The following is a 15541-nucleotide window of genomic DNA, read 5'->3' as shown; positions in this document are numbered from 1 at the left end:
GGTCAGCCGCCGAACGCCTCGACGATCGGCCGAAACTTCATGACGGTCTCGGCGAGCTCGTCGGCGGGCACGGAGTCGTGCACGATGCCGCAACCGGCATAGGCGGTGACGGTGCCGTCGGAGTCGACCTGCGCGCAGCGCAGCGCGATCGCCCACTCGCCGTCGCCGCCGCCGTCGATCCATCCCACCGGGCCCGCGTAGCGGCCGCGGTCGAAGCCCTCGAGCTCGGCGATCGCGGGCAGCGCGATGCGACGCGGGGTGCCGGCGACGGCGGCCGTCGGGTGCACGGCCCGCACGAGATCGAGCGAGCTCGAGCCGTCGCCGAGCGTGCCCTTGAGGTCGGTGGCGAGGTGCCAGAGGTTCGGCAGCTGCAGGGTGAAGGGCTCGGGGCTCGTGTCGAGGCGGGCGGTGTGCGGGGCGAGCCGCTTCACGGCGCTCTCCACGGCGAGGGCGTGCTCGGCCCGGTCCTTCTCGGATGCGGCGAGGGTGAGCGCCCGCTCGCGGTCGGAGGCCTCGCCGGCGCCGCGCGACGCCGTGCCCGCGAGCACGCGAGCGGAGACGGTGCCGTGGTCGACGCGCACGAGGGTCTCGGGGCTCGCGCCGATGAGCCCGTCGACGGCGAAGACCCAGGTGTCGGGGTAGTCCTCGGCGAGCCGGTTGATCGTGGCCCGCAGCCCGGCGTCCTCATGCAGCTCGCCCACGAGCTGGCGGGCGAGAACCACCTTTTCGAGTCGGCCGGCCTTCTCGAGCTCGCCGGCGTCGATGCGCCGCACGGCCTCGGCGACGGCCGTCTCGTATGCCTCAGGGGGCATCGAGCCGGGGGTGAACGCCACGCGCGGCACCTGCCGCTTCGGCGCGGGTTCGGGGAGCACGACCTCGAGCTCGGCGTCGTCGGCGGAGCCGGAGGCATCCGTCACCTCGTCGGCAGGGTCGAGCGTGATCCTCGTGACCCATGAGCGGCCGTCACGTCGACCCATCACGAGCTCGGGCACGATGAGCACGCTCGTCGCCTCGGACTCGTCGGCGAACGCGAAGGCGCCGAACGCCACGAGCCCGGTGCCGGGCAGCCCGACGCGGTCGTCGATCTCGGCGAGGGCGGCGAGCGAGGTCCACGCCGCTGCCGCGTCTTCGACCCGGGTCGCGCCCGTGGTCTCGATGCGGACGACTTCGCCGAGCCCCACGATGCCCTCGCCACGGCGCATCCAGACGAGCGGATGCCGCGGATCGGCGCGCGGGATCAGCGGCTCCGTCTCATCGACGGCCACGGTGCGAACGACGAGCCGAGCACTCGCGGCTCGCGCCGCGTCATCCGTCTGACTCACCGCCCCAGCCTACGCCCGGCCGCGCGCCGTAGGATCGAGGGATGACCCGCGCAGATCTCGGCAAGCAGCCCGACCAGGTGTCGGCGATGTTCGATCGCGTCGCCGCGAGCTACGACCGCACCAACAACGTGCTCTCGGTGGGCAACGCCCCGCTCTGGCGCGTCGCGACGACGCGTGCCGTCGACCCGAAGCCGGGCCAGCGCATCCTCGACGTCGCCGCGGGCACCGGCACCTCGAGCGCGAGCCTCGCGAAGTCGGGGGCATCCGTCGTCGCCGCCGACTTCTCGCCCGGCATGATCGAGGTCGGTCGCAAACGCCAGGCCGCCGTGCAGAACCTCGTGTTCGTCGAGGCCGACGCCACGAAGCTGCCCTTCGGCGACGACGAGTTCGACGCCGTGACGATCTCGTTCGGCCTGCGCAACGTCAACGAGCCGAAGCAGGCGATCGCCGAGTTCTTCCGCGTGACCAAGCCCGGCGGCCGGCTCGTCATCTGCGAGTTCTCGACGCCGCCCGCGCCGCTCGTGCGCACGGGCTACGGCATCTACCAGCGCTACGTCATGCCGCCGCTCGTGAAGCTCTCGAGCTCCAACGACACGGCCTACGACTATCTCAACGAGTCGATCAACGCGTGGCCCGACCAGCGCACCCTCGCCGCGTGGATCCGCGAGGCCGGCTACACGGAGGTCGCGTGGCGCAACCTCACCCTCGGCGTCGTGGCCCTGCACCGCGCGACCAAGCCGCACGCCTGAGCGCACTCGCCTGAGCGGCGATCGGCACGGCTCCGGTTCGCCGCGGCCGTCGCGCGTCCGTGCAGATCGACCCCGATAGGCTAGTGAGCGTGAAACCGAGTCACCCGGTCGCCCGTCGAGGCTCATCGCTCGCCGCCAATCTCGGGCTCAGCGAGCGCGTCTTCGCGACCTCGGCCGACAAGGCCATGGTGAAGGCCATCGACGCCGGGCTCGATCGCGTCGAGGCCGGCCTCCTGCAAGAGGTCCGGTTCGCCGACACCATCGCGGATGTCTCGACGCGCTACCTGCTCCAGGCGGGCGGCAAGCGCGTGCGCCCCATGCTGACGCTGCTCACCGCGCAGCTCGGCGCGGGAGTGACCGACGACGTGGTCACCGCGGCCGAGGCCATCGAGATCACGCACCTCGCGAGCCTGTACCACGACGACGTCATGGACGACGCCGACCGGCGCCGCGGCGTACCGAGTGCGCAGGCGGTGTGGGGCAACTCCGTCGCCATCCTCACCGGCGACCTGCTCTTCGCGCGCGCCAGCCAGCTCATGGCCGGCCTCGGCGAGGGCGCGATCCGCATGCAGGCCCGCACCTTCGAGCGGCTCGTGCTCGGCCAGCTGCACGAGACCGTCGGCCCGCAGCCGGGCGACGACCCCATCGCGCACTACATCCAGGTGCTCGCCGACAAGACCGGTTCGCTCATCGCGGCCGCCGCGCAGTCGGGCATCATCTTCTCGGGCGCAGACCCCGGCTTCGAAGCACCCATCATCGAGTTCGGCGAGAAGATCGGCGTGGCGTTCCAGCTCGTCGACGACGTCATCGACCTCTCGCCGCAGCCCGCCGAGACCGGCAAGGTGCCCGGCACCGACCTGCGCGCAGGTGTCGTGACGCTGCCGATGCTCCGGCTCGCCGAGCATGCCCGCACCGACGCGGCATCCGCTGCACTGCTCGAGCGCATCGAACGCGACGTGGTCATCGCCACCGGCCCGCTCGCTGCCGCCGACCCGATCGACACGAACACGATGGCCTCGCGCATCGTGCCCTCGAAGGAGACGATCGACGCGATCGTCGCCGAACTTCGGGAACACGAAGCTACGCGCGCTACGCTCGCTGAGGCCCACCGTTGGGCGCGCGAGGCGGTCGCCGCCCTCGCGCCGCTGCCCGAGGGCAGTGTGAAGAAGGCGCTCACACGATTCGCAGAGACGGTCGTCGAGCGCGAGAGCTGATGGAGAGACCACGCACGTGACGAGGAACAAGCTGAGACTGGCGATCGTCGGGGCAGGCCCCGCCGGCATCTACGCCGCGGACATCCTGCTGAAGGCCGAGCGCAACTTCGACGTCTCGATCGACCTCTTCGATCACCTGCCCGCGCCCTACGGGCTCGTGCGCTACGGCGTCGCGCCCGACCACCCGCGCATCAAGGGCATCATCACCGCGCTCCGCGAGGTGCTCGACCGCGGCGACATCCGCATCTTCGGCAACGTGAAGTTCGGTGAGGACATCACGCTCGAAGACCTGAAGAAGCACTACAACGCCGTGATCTTCGCGACCGGTGCTGTGAAGGACGCCTCGCTGAACATCCCGGGGGCCGAACTCGAGGGCTCCTACGGCGCGGCCGAGTTCGTCAGCTGGTTCGACGGGCACCCCGACTTCCCGCGCACGTGGCCGCTCGACGCCGAGTCGGTGGCCGTCATCGGCAACGGCAACGTCGCGCTCGACGTCGCGCGCATCCTCGCCAAGCACGTCGAAGACCTCATGTCGACCGAGATCCCCGCGAACGTCGCCGCCGGTCTCGCGGCCTCGCCCGTCACCGACGTGCACGTCTTCGGCCGCCGCGGCCCGACCTCGGTGAAGTTCACGCCGCTCGAGCTGCGCGAACTCGGCGAGCTCCGCGACGTCGACATGATCCTGCACGATGAGGACTTCGACTACGACGACGCCGCACGCGCCGCCGTCGCCGGCAACAAGCAGGTCTTCGTCATCGACAAGGTGCTGAACCAGTGGCGCCAGCGCGAGGTCGGCCAGGCGTCGCGCCGTCTTCACCTGCACTTCTTCGCGAAGCCGCTCGAACTCGTCGACGACGGCGAGGGCCGGGTCGGCGCCATCCGCTGGGAGCGCACCGCGCCCGACGGCGAGGGCGGCGTGGTCGGCACCGGCGAGTTCCGCGAGCTGCCGGTGCAGGCCGTCTACCGCGCCGTCGGCTACTTCGGCTCGCCGCTGCCCGGGATCCCCTTCGACAAGAAGTTCGGCGTGATCCCGAACCACGAGGGTCAGGTGCTCACGCGCGACAAGCAGACCGGCGAGGCGCGCCAGATGTACGGCGTCTACGCGACCGGCTGGATCAAGCGCGGGCCCGTCGGCCTCATCGGGCACACCAAGTCCGACGCCATGGAGACCATCAAGCACCTCATCAACGACCTCGGCAACTGGTGGGACCCCGAGTCCCCGTCAGAGGAGTCGGTCATCGAGCTGCTCGAGTCGCGCGGCATCCGCTGGACCGACCTCGACGGCTGGCACCGGCTCGACGAGCACGAGCAGGCGCTCGGCTCGGCCGAGGGTCGCGTGCGCGTGAAGGTCGTGCCGCGCGGCGAGATGGTCGACATCTCGCGCGCTGACGCGTAGCCGCCGGTCGAGTAGGCGCGCCAGCGCCGTATCGAGACCCCGCGACCCGCTACGCTCCAACCCATGCCCTTCGCCTGGTCGAGCCTCGTCGTGACGATCGCGGCCGTGCTGCTCGGCTTCGCGCTGGGATGGTGGCCGCTCGCCGTCTGGACCGAACGGTCGATGAAGGGCGAGCGGATGCCTCGGCTCGCGCCGCGCACCGTGCGTCTTGCTGCCTCGATCACCACCGCCGTGGTCTTCGGCGCGCTCGCCCTCCGGTTCGGGGTGTCGTGGACCCTGCCGGCCCTGCTCGCGTTCGCCGCGTGCGCGACGGTGCTCTCGATCGTCGACCTCGCCGAGAAACGCCTGCCGAACGCCGTCGTCTTCCCGGCACTCGGCGCGGTCGCGGTGCTGCTCGTGCCGGCGACGTGGGCGACGGGCATCTGGATGTCGCTCGTGTGGGCGCTCGTCGGCTCGGCGGCGATGTTCGCGGTGTACTTCCTGCTCGCTCTCATCTCGCCCGCGTCGATGGGCATGGGCGACGTGAAGCTCGCGCTCGTGATCGGGCTGCTGCTCGGATGGTTCGGGCTGTCAGCCTGGCTCGTGGGGCTGCTCGCGGCCTTCGTCGTCGGGGGAGTGGTAGCGATCGTCGCGCTCCTGCTGAAACGGGTGACGCTGCGCGGGTCGATCCCGTTCGGGCCATCGATGCTCGTCGGGGCGCTCGTTGCGGTGGTGTTCGTGGGGCCGGCAGGCTGAGCCGTCGTTAGAGGAGGCCAGTCTCCGCTTCGATTTCGGGGTACACGACGTACCCCGAAACCGGGGTACGCGTACCCCATCGCGGGGTACATCGAGTACCCCCAGAGCGGGGTACACGTCGTCGGATCTTGCGCGGATATCGGCGCACCTGGGCGGTTCTTTGCGTGTGTTGCCCGCAATGCCCCCGAAGGGGGGCATTCTTTCGCCGTATGCGCACGGCTACCTTCAACTGACTACCCCACCCAGGTCGTCACAGCAACCCCTGAACCCGAAGGAACCCGAAATGCTCAAGGCATACTCGCGCATTCAGGCGCGCATCAACTCGCTCCGCACCGAAGAAGAGGGCGCGACCGCGGTCGAGTACGGCCTCATCGTCGCCGCGATCGCTGCGGTCATCGTCGTCGTCGTGTTCACGCTCGGCGGTCAGATCCAGCAGGCGTTCCAGGACGTCTCGGACGCCATCACGACCGGCAACACCCCGGCGACCTGATCCCGTCTCACCGCGCGCGATTCACGTGACCAGAGACCGTGAACGGGGAGCGGCAGCAGTCGAGTTCGCACTCGTGCTGCTGCCGCTCTGCTTCCTGCTCCTCGGAATCATCGACTTCGGCTGGGTCTTCAACCAGCAGGTGTCGCTGGCGAATTCGGCGCGCGAATCGGCGAGGCACTACGTCGTGCATCAAGCGGACACGCCCCCAGGAACCGTTGCCTCAGCTATCGCCATCGGCGAGTCGGCTGCGCCGACCGTCGATTGGACCGTCGCCGGTGCCGGCATCACCCTCCTGCAGGGCTGCGACAGTTCGAAGGCCAACTACAGTGCTGCGCTCGCAGCGTCGAAGAGCGTGTCCACGACAGCGAGCATCCCGATGCCGTCGCTGACGGGATTCTTCACCTCGATGCTCGGCCCGACCCTCTCTGCGAATGGACAGATGGCATGCATCGAATGATGGATCGCCTCCGAGGAGACGAGCACGGCGCGAGCGCCGTGCTCGTGGGCCTCATGCTCGTCGTGCTCATCGGCTTCGGCGCGATCGCCGTCGACGTCGGCGCGATGTACTCCGAACGCGCCCAGCTGCAGAACTCCGCAGACGCCGGCGCACTCGCCGCTGCACAGTACTGCGCGAAGCACTCGAACTGCGCCTCGGCGACCGACAAGACCGGCGCGCGTGCTGCTGCGCTTTCGGTCACCGGCGGAAACCTCATCGGGCCGGCACCGACGGTCGGCGCCTTGAGTTATACCTCGGACACCGTCACGGTACCGGCGGCGACGCTCGCGATGAAGCATCCGCTCGCCGCGGCGATCGGTATGGCGCAGAGCGATGTCGGCGCCGGCGCGACCGCGAAGTGGGTTCCCGGAACGAAGGGCCCAGTCGTACCGTGGGCGATCGGCCACTGCAGCATCCCGACGAGCGGCAGCGGCACGAACGCGTGGATTCCGATCGACAACGTCACCTGCCCCGGCTTCGCAACGGGCGGCTTCGGATGGCTCGATGACGGCACCGCCTCGTGCTCGAAGGACGTCGCACTGTACGAATTCGTCACCATCACGACGGGAAACACGGGCAAGTGCTCTGTGTCGGATCAGGAACTCGCCGAGGCGGTCACCCAACTCGGCTGCAACCTGGGCTCGCTTCCGAGCTCGTTGAAGTCGAATGCCGAGAAGCTGTTCGCGTGCCTCGTCGGCAAGACCATCTACGTGCCCGTGTACAACACTGCGAGCGCCTGCGCCCCAGCGACTCCGCCGGCCGGCAAGACCTACTGCATCGACAAGTTCGCGGTCTTCGAGGTCAGTGGTATCCACGTCAAGGACAACGGCTCGGATCAGGTCGACTACTGCGCACCGAAGAGCACTCCCTTCTATGACGTCAAGTGTGAAGACAAGAAGGATCCGACCAAGCCCAAGGACTGGGGCTCACTCGCCTTCTTCGGAAGGTTCATCGAGTACACGACAGTGAACCCGAACTGGTTCATCGGACCGACCGTGCCGAAGACGACCCTCGTCAACTGATCTCCCTAGATCACCGAATCCATAGGACCCGAACCAATGAAGACCCGAATCATCGGTGCGATCGTCGCTCTCGTGCTCGCGGCGCTGGGCGCGTTCGTCATCATCACCTATGTGCGCGGTGCTGACGCTCGAGCTGCCGAAGGCATGGAGATGGCCGACGTCTACATCGTTCAGCAACCCATCCCCAAGGGCACCGCAGGCGCCGCGGTCGGCGACTTCGTCGAGCTGGACACCGTTCCGACGAAGAACCTCGCCGCCGGACAGGTCACGGATCTCGAGGAGATCAGCGGACTCGTCGCGGACGCCGAGCTGCTCCCCGGCGAGCAGCTCCTCGTCGAGCGTTTCGTCGACCCGCTCGAACTTGCGGCGCGGGGCGACGTCGTGATCCCCGACGGCATGCAGCTGATGTCGTTCACGCTCCCCGCCGATCGAGTGGTCGGCGGTCAGGTTCGAGCCGGCGACACGATCGGGCTCGTCGGGACGGTCGATCCGGACGAGGTCGGCGATCAGGAGGACGTGGTGAACCCGATCACGCAGTTCGCCTTCCACAACGTGCTCGTCACGAAGGTTCAGGGAGCGGTCGCGGTGCAGGCGAACGGCGAAGCGGATACGGAGACCGAAGACGCCGCTGCGCAACCCGAGCAGAACTCCGGTGACAGCATCATGGTGACCATCGCCTTGAATGCTCACGACATCGAACGATGGGTGTGGTTCACCGAGGGCGAGGCGGCGAGCTACGCGCAGATGTGGCTCACCCTCGAGAACGACAAGACCGTCAATACCGGTACCGAGCCGGTGACCGGGAGCAACGCGTTCTAGTGTCCGCCTACCTGTTGGTCAGTCGTTCCGCCGAGTATGAGACTCGTCTGCAGTCTCTGCTCGGCGAACGGCTTGCCGTGATCCCGGGGGAATTCCTCACCTTCGGCCCCGACTCGGTCGTGAGCCGCGTAGCCGGGAGCCCGCGCATCGCGCTCCTCGGGCCCGTGCTCAACTACGAGGAGACACGAGGCCTCGTCGAAGCCCTCACTGCGAAGCATCCGGATCTCGGGCTCATCGTCGTGCGTGAGCAGCGCTCGGATCTCGAGGACTGGGTCGACGAGCTCGCACTTCACGCGGTCCTGAGCCCCGACGCCGGCGACGACACCACGATCAGGCTGCTCGATCGGCTCGCCGAGTGGCTTGTCGAGAACGGTCGAGCGATCGCGAGTGACTTCGATGCGCCCGCGGCGCTGGAGATCGATGAAGAGATCCTCGGGGTCCTCGACGTTGGCCTCGAGAGTGGCGTCGATTCTTCCGCGCCAGTCCCTGAGGAGCCCGAGCCCGAGCCCCGGCCCGAGCCCGAGCCCGAGCCCGAGGCTCCTGCGTGGGAGTTCCCGCCACTTGACGCCGGTACGCCGACCGAAGCGATCGCCGTCGTCGCGCCGAAGGGGGGCCAAGGCAAGACGACCATCGCCATCAACCTCGCGACCGGGCTCGCCGAGGTCGCGCCCAACTCCGTCGTGCTTGTCGACGCCGACCTGCAGTTCGGCGATATCACCGCAGCTCTCGCGCTCTCGCCCGCACGCACGATCGTCGACGCGGTCGCCGACGCCGCGGCCGATGAACTCGTGCTGAAGACGACCCTCACACACCACGAGGACGGGTTCTTCGTGGTGGCGAGTGCGCCGTCTCCGGAGCTCGGCGACCAGGTGTCGCCTCGTGCGCTCGCCCAGCTCATCGACCGGCTCCGCTCAGCGTTCCGCTACGTCATCATCGACACGACGCCCGGCCTCGGTGAGCACACGCTGATCACGCTGGAGCATGTCACCGACGCCGTGTTCGTCACGGTCATGGGCGTGCCGAGCCTACGTGCGATGCGCACGGAGTTCGAATTGCTGACCAGACTCGCCCTCATGCCGGGCAACCGGCACATCGTCGTCAATCAGACCGACAAGAACAGCGGGCTCACGACGAAGGACGTCGAGAGCATCCTCGGAGCCCCCGTCGATTTCGAAGTGCCGAAGTCGTCAGCCGTACTCCTGGCATCGAACCGGGGTGTGCCGCTCATCCACGACGATGTGCGAGATCCCGCAGCGAAGGCGATCCGTTCGATCGTGCTTCGTATCGCGCCGGAGGCTTTCCCGAAGCGCAGCAGGATCCAGAGAAGGCGGCGATCGAATGAACCTGAATGATCGGCTGAACGCCCTTCGCAACGCAGAGGAGCGAGTGACCTCCGACTCGGAGCGCGCGGCGGCCTACCCCAGCCCACCCGACAAGGCCCAAGTGCTTCCTCAGCAGTCCCAGGCGCTCGCCGCCTCGGCGGAGTCACCGACCCAACCCGACCCGCGGAGCGGCAACGCTTTCGTGTCATCCCAGCCGGCCTCTGTGCCGCTGCGACGCCCGGCGCCGGCCGTGGACCCGCTTGCGGAGATGAAGGAGAAGGCTGCTCAAGAGCTGTTCGGGCGGATCGGGTCGCGCCTGAACGACTCCTCGTTGACCGAGGAGCAATTGCATCAGCTCGCTCGGCACGAACTCTCCGAGATCGTCGCCGCGGAACAACTCGCCCTGACGACCGCGGAGCGGAACCGGCTCATCGACGACATCGGCGCCGACGTCCTCGGCTACGGGCCACTCGAGCCACTGCTCGACGACGAATCCGTCAGCGAGATCATGGTCAATCGTCATGACCAGATCTATGTCGAGCGCTACGGTCGGCTTCAGGAGACGCCGTACCGGTTCACCGGTGAACCGCAATTGCGGCGAGTCATCGAACGGATCGTGTCGCGGGTCGGTCGACGCATCGACGAGGCATCACCGCTCGTCGATGCTCGACTCGAAGACGGCTCGCGTGTGAACGCCATCATCCCTCCGCTCGCCGTCGACGGCTCGTCGCTCACGATCCGGAAGTTCGCGGGCACCCCGTACACCGTCGACGATCTCATCAGGTTCGGAACACTGACGCGCGAAGCTGCGACGGTTCTCGACGCTGCGGTGCGGGCGAAGCTCAACATTCTGGTCTCAGGAGGAACGGGCACCGGAAAGACGACCCTGCTGAACGTGCTGTCGGCATTCATCCCGGGCGATGAACGGATCGTGACGATCGAGGATGCAGTCGAGCTCCAGCTCCAACAGGAGCACGTCGTCCGTCTCGAGTCGAGACCGCCGAACATCGAGGGCCGTGGCGAGATCACCATTCGCGACCTGGTGCGCAACTCCCTTCGCATGCGCCCTGACCGCATCGTCGTCGGCGAGGTTCGTGGCGCCGAATCCCTCGACATGCTGCAGGCGATGAACACCGGTCATGAGGGCTCGATCTCGACCCTGCACGCCAACGCGCCGCGCGATGCGATCGCGCGAATGGAGACGCTCGTGCTCATGGCGGGCATGGAGCTGCCGCTTCGCGCGATCCGCGAGCAGATCGCCTCGGCGATCGACATCATCGTTCAGATCACCCGCCACAAGGACGGCGTCCGTCGTATCACCGCCATCACCGAAGTGCACGGGATGGAGGGCGACGTCATCACACTGCAGGACGCCTTCTCGTTCGACTACTCGGCCGGCTACGACGACGAAGGCCGATTGAAAGGGACCATCGAACCGACCGGTGTCAGGCCTCGCTTCGCGGAACGGATCGCGGATCAGGGGATCGCGCTTCCCATCGCGCTCTTCCAGGTGCAACATCGCGAAATGCTCGGGGAGATCCGGTGACTCCGCTCCTCCTGATCCTCGGCATCAGCACCGTGCTGCTCGCTGGCCTGGTCGCGGTCTTCTTCGTGTTCGCACCTCCCGCGCCTCGCGTCGCACGCGATCGTCGAAGCGCTCCAGGAGTCGAGCATGTCTCCGCGCTCACCCGCATCACCGATCGGACCGTCGGTGCGCTCGACTCGGTCGCGTCCCGTCGCAAATCGCGATTCTTCGGGCAGGAGGAACTCGAACTCGCCGGCGTGCAGTCGGAGCCGTCGGGCTTCCTCGTGCTCGTGACGTCGGCGGCGGCCGTCCTCGCGCTGGTGGGCGCATTGCTCGGCCTGGCCAACGGGTCTTCAGTCCTCCTCGCGTTGCTGTTCGCAGCGCTCACTCCGATCCTGGCCAAGGTCGTCCTCATCATGCGAACGGCAAAGCGCCGTGCGAAGTTCGCCGAGCAGATCGACGACATGGTGCAGATGATCGCGGGCGGTCTGCGGGCGGGGCACGGCCTCAGCCGTTCGATCACCGCTGTCGCGACGGAATCCGAATCACCCATGCGCGAGGAACTCGCACGAGTCGTGAATGAGACGCGCTTGGGGCGACCTCTGGCGGATTCGCTCCTGACGACGGCGGCTCGCATGCGGAGCCCCGATTTCGAGTGGATCGCTCAGGCGATCGCAATCAACCAGGAGACCGGCGGCAACCTCGCGGAGGTGCTCGACCAGGTCGGCAAGACGATCCGCGACCGCAACGAGATCCGGCGCCAGGTCAGTGCGCTGTCGGCAGAAGGCCGTCTCTCGGCGATCATTCTCGTGGCCCTTCCGATCGCGGTGTTCCTGCTCCTCATGGCGACGCGCCCGAGCTACATGAGCGTGCTGTTCGAGACGGTACTGGGCCTCATCTCGCTCGTCATCGCCGTGTTGCTGTTGATCGTCGGCATGATCTGGATCTCGTTCACGGTGAAGGTGAAGTTCTGAGATGCCCGTATTCATCATGGTGGTCGGACTGCTCAGCGCGGCGGCGTTCGGGGTGTTCGTCTTCCTGTTGTTCCCAGCGACGACGAAGGCGCCGGTGCCCGCTACCGAGGCATCCGAGATCGAGCAACCGACCGCCGTTCCGGTTCAGCAATCGACGATAGGCACGAGATTCGTCGCTGCGGCCCCGAAGGGCTACATCGCATGGATCGAGCGCCAGATCCTGCACGCGGGAAGACCTGCTGGGTGGACGGTGGCGCGCATCCTCGTATGGAAGGTCGTGCTGACGGCCATCGCCGTGATCTTCGGGTGGATGTTCGTCGTGTCGGGCGGGGTCGAGCCGTTCAAGGTGCTCGTCGCCGTCGTTCTCGTTGCGATCGCGTTCGCCCTGCCCGACGTGCTCATCAACAGCAGGGCCCACGATCGTCAGACCGCGATCAACAATGCGTTGCCCGACACGCTCGATCAGATGACGATCGCCGTCGAGGCGGGCCTCGGATTCGATGCGGCGATGGCGAAGTCCGCTCGAAACGGAAAAGGTCCCTTGGCCGAAGAACTGATCCGCGTACTGCAGGACATGTCGATCGGCCGAACGCGACGCGACGCCTTTCTGGAACTCGACCACCGAACGAACTCGGTCGATCTGAAGCGGTTCGTCCGAGCGGTGGTGCAGGCAGATGCCTATGGGATCGCACTCGGCGACGTGCTCCGCGTGCAGGCCGGTGAGATGCGATTGAAGCGTCGTCAGCGTGCAGAAGAGCAGGCACAGAAAGTCACCGTCAAGATCCTCTTCCCGCTCATCTTCTGCCTACTGCCGGTCCTCCTCATTGTGGTCATGGCGCCTGCGGTCATCGGGATCATGGACGCGTTCAGCCAGGTCCGGTGAATCCTCAGGTCCCTCGGCGGCGCCGCCGTTCCCGCGGAGTCGCGGGCGGAACAGGAAGAGCGGATACAGCGACACGCACGTGATCGCGAACGCTACGAGCGCGAACGTCTCGTTGTTCATGAGCACCACGATCGAAATGTGGAGGCCGACGCCGAGCAGCGCCGCCAGCCGGCGACTCGCGGGGAACCAGAGGCCGATCGCGATGATGAGCTCCACGACGACGGTGAGCACGGCAGCCATGAAGAAGAGCTGCCACGGAAGGGGGATCCACACCCATTTCGAGAGTGGAGCGCCGGTGATGAACGTCGGGTTCATCTTGCTCACGGCTGAAAAGAAGTACAGCACCGAGAGCTGACTCATCATGAGCAACTGCGGCCACCAAGGCACGGTGGCGTGACTGCGCCGAGTGACGGCCCAGGTCGAGTCCGAGCGCGCGAACACGAGATACGCCATCAGCAGCGTGGCGAGCCACCGGTGGCTGCTGTAGGCCTGCTGGTCGGCGAGCAGGATCGCCGCATTCAGCACGACGGTGAGGATGGCCGCGGGTGCCGTCATCCAGCCGATCGTCACCGCGGCCCCCGCTGCGATGGCGAGCACGAGGCCGGCGATCAGCCACGGCAGTTCGAGCGCGGGCAGCCCGGTGAAGACGGGCGCGGCGAGGTAGCCGGCCGAGACGCGTTCCAAGATGGTGAATGCCTCGATCGCATTGAGGATCGTGGCGATGCCGAGCCCGATTCTGGCGATGGCCACCGGGCGTGCGTCGGTTCGGATGTCGATCAGTCGCATTCGATGCTCCGAACCCGGCCCGACTGCTCCACCTGCACGCTCATCGCGGCAGCGTCTGCCTCGCAGATCGCCTCCGGAAGCAACGGTAGCCAATCGACTTCCGGGCGATCCTTCGCCACGATCCGGTCGAGGTCGACGACCGGGTGTTCGACTCCGTCGGCACCGACAGTGATCGCCGTCACGCCACCGAGGGACGAGTACATCTGGAAACCGAACTCCTGTGGAGGCGGTTGGAGCAGTGCTATGAGCGGGAGCGCGATCTGCAGGCAGATCACGGCGCAGATAGCGACTGTTCCGATCACTCCACCCAGATGGCGACCAGACGACATCACCGTGCGGCCGGTCGCGCCGGCGCCGGCTTCGTCGTCAGGGCTGCCCACGCTCTCACGCTAGGGCCTTCGCTGCCCGGCACCAACGCCCACGTTGTTGGGCCACTCGGCAGGAGCGAGACGGACCGCGGCCGAGAGTGCAATCGAGGACTCCGACCAGCCCTGCTACGGATGCCGGGGTCGCCCTCGCTAGGCTGAGGCCAGACCGAGGGGAGGCGGCATGGTGGAGTCCGAGCGCCCCGAGCCCCGCAGCCCCGAAACCTGGCGCCCCGACGTGCTCGGCCCGGGCTTCGAGCAGCTCACCCTCCCGCTCGGCAGCGACAACGAGGGGGAGGTCGTGGCCACCCTCGTGCGGCACCGGCCGCCGTGGCGCCTGCGATTGGCGCGAGGCGCGGCATCCGGAGCCGACGTGCTCTACGTCCACGGCTGGAGCGACTACTTCTTCAATCCCGGCCTCGCCGAGTACTGGTCGAACGCCGGCGCACGCTTCTTCGCGCTCGACCTGCGCAAGTACGGCCGCAGCCTGCGCCCCGGCCAGACACCCGGCTTCATCACCGACCTCGCCGACTACGACGCCGACATCGACGCCGCGCTCGCCGCGATGGGGCACGGTGCGCCCGACGGCTCCGACGGTGAGGATGCCGCGGCGCGGGCCAGCAACAGTCGGCCGCTGATCCTGCTCGGGCACTCGACCGGCGGGCTCACGCTCAGCCTCTGGGCTGCACGGCACCGGGGGCGGGCCGCGGCGCTCGTGCTCAACAGCCCGTGGCTCGAGTTCCAGGCGAGCAAGATGGGGCGCGAGGCTCTCGCGCCGGTCATCGGCTGGGGGGCGAGGGTCAACCCGCTCGCGCCGCTGCCGAACGTCGACCTGGGCTTCTACACCCGCACGGTCTCGAGGGAGCTCGACGGCGAGTGGGAGTACAACCACGAGTGGCGGCCCGACCGCGGGTTCACGGTGCACCCGGCCTGGCTGAACGCCGTGCTCGTGGGGCATGCCACGGTCGCCGCGCGTATCGACGTGGGCGCCCCGGTGCTCACCCTGCTGTCGAAGCGATCGACGCTGCAGGCGCGCTGGGATCCGGCGATGGCCTCGAGCGACATCGTGCTCGTCGTCGACGAGGTCGCCGAGCGCACGCTGCGGCTCAGCCAGGTCGGCGCCGTGGCGCGCATCGACGGCGCGCTGCACGACGTGTTCCTGTCGCGGGCTCCCGTGCGTGAGGCCGCGTACGACGCGATCACGCAGTGGCTGCGCGGCTACGCCCCGCACCGCCGCTGAGGCCTCGCTCCCGCTCCCGCTCCCGCTCCCGCTCCCGCTCCCGCTCGCGCGACGAGCTGCGCTGCAGAGGACACGTCGCGCACGACCTCCACCGCGCATCCCCTCGCGGGAAGGACTCCGCGAGTGCCGTACGAGGACGCATCGCTCGCCACTGAGCCTCCACAGGCGCCACGGCTTCCGGCCCCCTCCCGAAAAGGCTGGCG

Annotated in this window: 16 protein-coding genes; 13 read left to right on the top strand and 3 right to left on the bottom strand. The window is 67.9% G+C overall.

From position 1 onward, the window contains the following. Positions 1-2: 2 nt before the first annotated feature. Positions 3-1322 carry an isochorismate synthase gene (locus ESP57_RS08725; protein ID WP_243648463.1) on the bottom strand — a complete coding sequence of 440 codons (1320 nt, stop codon included), beginning with the start codon at positions 1320-1322 and terminating at the stop codon, positions 3-5. Positions 1323-1363: 41 nt separating this feature from the next. On the opposite strand from ESP57_RS08725, the gene ESP57_RS08720 reads away from it, so the two are divergent. From ESP57_RS08720 to ESP57_RS08665, 12 genes are all read left to right on the top strand, one after another. Further along, on the top strand, positions 1364-2071 hold the full coding sequence (locus ESP57_RS08720; protein WP_129231255.1) for a class I SAM-dependent methyltransferase: 708 nt from the start codon (positions 1364-1366) through the stop codon (positions 2069-2071). Between the two features lie 89 nt (positions 2072-2160). Beyond that, the gene (locus ESP57_RS08715; protein ID WP_056007731.1) at positions 2161-3285 is read left to right on the top strand and encodes a polyprenyl synthetase family protein; all 1125 of its coding nucleotides are present in this window, start codon (positions 2161-2163) and stop codon (positions 3283-3285) included. Positions 3286-3301: 16 nt separating this feature from the next. Further along, positions 3302-4681, top strand: a complete 1380-nt coding sequence (locus ESP57_RS08710) for an FAD-dependent oxidoreductase (RefSeq protein ID WP_056006045.1) — start codon at positions 3302-3304, stop codon at positions 4679-4681. 63 nt (positions 4682-4744) lie between these two features. Then, positions 4745-5416: a prepilin peptidase gene (locus ESP57_RS08705; RefSeq protein WP_129231254.1), complete on the top strand. Its 672-nt coding sequence runs from the start codon at positions 4745-4747 to the stop codon at positions 5414-5416. A 283-nt stretch (positions 5417-5699) separates the two neighbouring features. Beyond that, a complete protein-coding gene (locus ESP57_RS08700; RefSeq protein ID WP_056006040.1) occupies positions 5700-5906 on the top strand; it encodes a Flp family type IVb pilin in 207 nt (68 codons plus the stop codon). A 25-nt stretch (positions 5907-5931) separates the two neighbouring features. Then, entirely contained in the window at positions 5932-6363 is a 432-nt protein-coding gene (locus ESP57_RS08695; protein WP_268753179.1) for a TadE/TadG family type IV pilus assembly protein, read from the top strand. Next, entirely contained in the window at positions 6363-7424 is a 1062-nt protein-coding gene (locus ESP57_RS08690; protein ID WP_056006034.1) for a pilus assembly protein TadG-related protein, read from the top strand. Before ESP57_RS08695 ends, ESP57_RS08690 begins: the two co-directional genes overlap by 1 nt. A gap of 36 nt (positions 7425-7460) precedes the next feature. Continuing rightward, positions 7461-8243 carry a Flp pilus assembly protein CpaB gene (cpaB, locus tag ESP57_RS08685; protein WP_056006031.1) on the top strand — a complete coding sequence of 261 codons (783 nt, stop codon included), beginning with the start codon at positions 7461-7463 and terminating at the stop codon, positions 8241-8243. A 77-nt stretch (positions 8244-8320) separates the two neighbouring features. Next, the gene (locus ESP57_RS08680; RefSeq protein WP_162248724.1) at positions 8321-9595 is read left to right on the top strand and encodes a CpaE/TadZ family protein; all 1275 of its coding nucleotides are present in this window, start codon (positions 8321-8323) and stop codon (positions 9593-9595) included. Further along, positions 9582-11111: a TadA family conjugal transfer-associated ATPase gene (locus tag ESP57_RS08675; protein WP_129231659.1), complete on the top strand. Its 1530-nt coding sequence runs from the start codon at positions 9582-9584 to the stop codon at positions 11109-11111. The genes ESP57_RS08680 and ESP57_RS08675 overlap by 14 nt, the downstream gene beginning before the upstream one ends. Then, positions 11108-12064, top strand: coding sequence for a type II secretion system F family protein (locus ESP57_RS08670; protein ID WP_129231252.1), 957 nt, complete (start codon positions 11108-11110; stop codon positions 12062-12064). The genes ESP57_RS08675 and ESP57_RS08670 overlap by 4 nt, the downstream gene beginning before the upstream one ends. A gap of 16 nt (positions 12065-12080) precedes the next feature. Continuing rightward, positions 12081-12947 (top strand): type II secretion system F family protein, encoded by an 867-nt coding sequence (locus ESP57_RS08665; protein ID WP_165877423.1) that lies wholly within the window; start codon positions 12081-12083, stop codon positions 12945-12947. Here ESP57_RS08665 and ESP57_RS08660 read toward each other — a convergent pair. Beyond that, complete coding sequence (locus tag ESP57_RS08660) at positions 12870-13733, bottom strand: HTTM domain-containing protein (protein ID WP_129231250.1); 864 nt, start codon at positions 13731-13733, stop codon at positions 12870-12872. The genes ESP57_RS08665 and ESP57_RS08660 overlap by 78 nt on opposite strands. Next, positions 13724-14113 carry a hypothetical protein gene (locus tag ESP57_RS08655; RefSeq protein WP_129231249.1) on the bottom strand — a complete coding sequence of 130 codons (390 nt, stop codon included), beginning with the start codon at positions 14111-14113 and terminating at the stop codon, positions 13724-13726. Before ESP57_RS08655 ends, ESP57_RS08660 begins: the two co-directional genes overlap by 10 nt. 169 nt (positions 14114-14282) lie before the next feature. On the opposite strand from ESP57_RS08655, the gene ESP57_RS08650 reads away from it, so the two are divergent. Further along, positions 14283-15338, top strand: coding sequence for an alpha/beta hydrolase (locus ESP57_RS08650; protein WP_129231248.1), 1056 nt, complete (start codon positions 14283-14285; stop codon positions 15336-15338). Positions 15339-15541 lie beyond the last annotated feature (203 nt).

The sequence above is a fragment of the Agromyces fucosus genome (assembly GCF_004134865.1).
Lineage (GTDB): Bacteria > Actinomycetota > Actinomycetes > Actinomycetales > Microbacteriaceae > Agromyces > Agromyces fucosus.
Note: the sequence above shows the minus strand (reverse complement) of the source record. Positions and strands in the feature narration are given on the sequence as shown.

Coding starts and splice junctions, on each gene's coding strand:
- ESP57_RS08720 (WP_129231255.1), top strand. CDS start 1,364: ATGACCCGCGCAGATCTCGGCAAGCAGCCCGACCAGGTGTCGGCGATG.
- ESP57_RS08705 (WP_129231254.1), top strand. CDS start 4,745: ATGCCCTTCGCCTGGTCGAGCCTCGTCGTGACGATCGCGGCCGTGCTG.
- ESP57_RS08700 (WP_056006040.1), top strand. CDS start 5,700: ATGCTCAAGGCATACTCGCGCATTCAGGCGCGCATCAACTCGCTCCGC.
- ESP57_RS08690 (WP_056006034.1), top strand. CDS start 6,363: ATGGATCGCCTCCGAGGAGACGAGCACGGCGCGAGCGCCGTGCTCGTG.
- cpaB (WP_056006031.1), top strand. CDS start 7,461: ATGAAGACCCGAATCATCGGTGCGATCGTCGCTCTCGTGCTCGCGGCG.
- ESP57_RS08675 (WP_129231659.1), top strand. CDS start 9,582: ATGAACCTGAATGATCGGCTGAACGCCCTTCGCAACGCAGAGGAGCGA.
- ESP57_RS08665 (WP_165877423.1), top strand. CDS start 12,081: ATGGTGGTCGGACTGCTCAGCGCGGCGGCGTTCGGGGTGTTCGTCTTC.
- ESP57_RS08660 (WP_129231250.1), bottom strand. CDS start 13,733: ATGCGACTGATCGACATCCGAACCGACGCACGCCCGGTGGCCATCGCC.
- ESP57_RS08650 (WP_129231248.1), top strand. CDS start 14,283: ATGGTGGAGTCCGAGCGCCCCGAGCCCCGCAGCCCCGAAACCTGGCGC.